This is a genomic window from Streptomyces sp. O3, assembly GCF_054788135.1.
In genome coordinates this window covers 1-253 of sequence record NZ_JBTVYK010000217.1, presented here as the reverse complement: position 1 = coordinate 253, position 253 = coordinate 1, and the positions used below count along the sequence as shown (strand labels likewise).

Annotated in this window: 1 pseudogene; it reads left to right on the top strand. The window is 41.9% G+C overall.

Going from position 1 to position 253, the window contains the following annotated elements:
* Positions 1-121: 121 nt before the first annotated feature.
* Positions 122-253 (top strand): annotated as a pseudogene (locus ACX6XY_RS30420) (amidohydrolase); the annotation flags it as partial.

The following is a 253-nucleotide window of genomic DNA, read 5'->3' as shown; positions in this document are numbered from 1 at the left end:
GAATGGACCGATTACGACAAGCTACAAAAAGGAATTGAAGTCGTACTCAAGACAGTAAAAAAATGGACGGAGGAAAGCGCGAATGAATCAGAAAATAAAACAAATAGTTTTAAATAACGAAAGTGAAATGATTGCCTTCCGCCGTGATTTGCACATGCATCCCGAACTCCAATGGCAAGAATTTCGCACAACCGACCAAGTTGCCAAAGAATTAGACAAACTGGACATTCCTTACCGTCGCACGGAACCAACC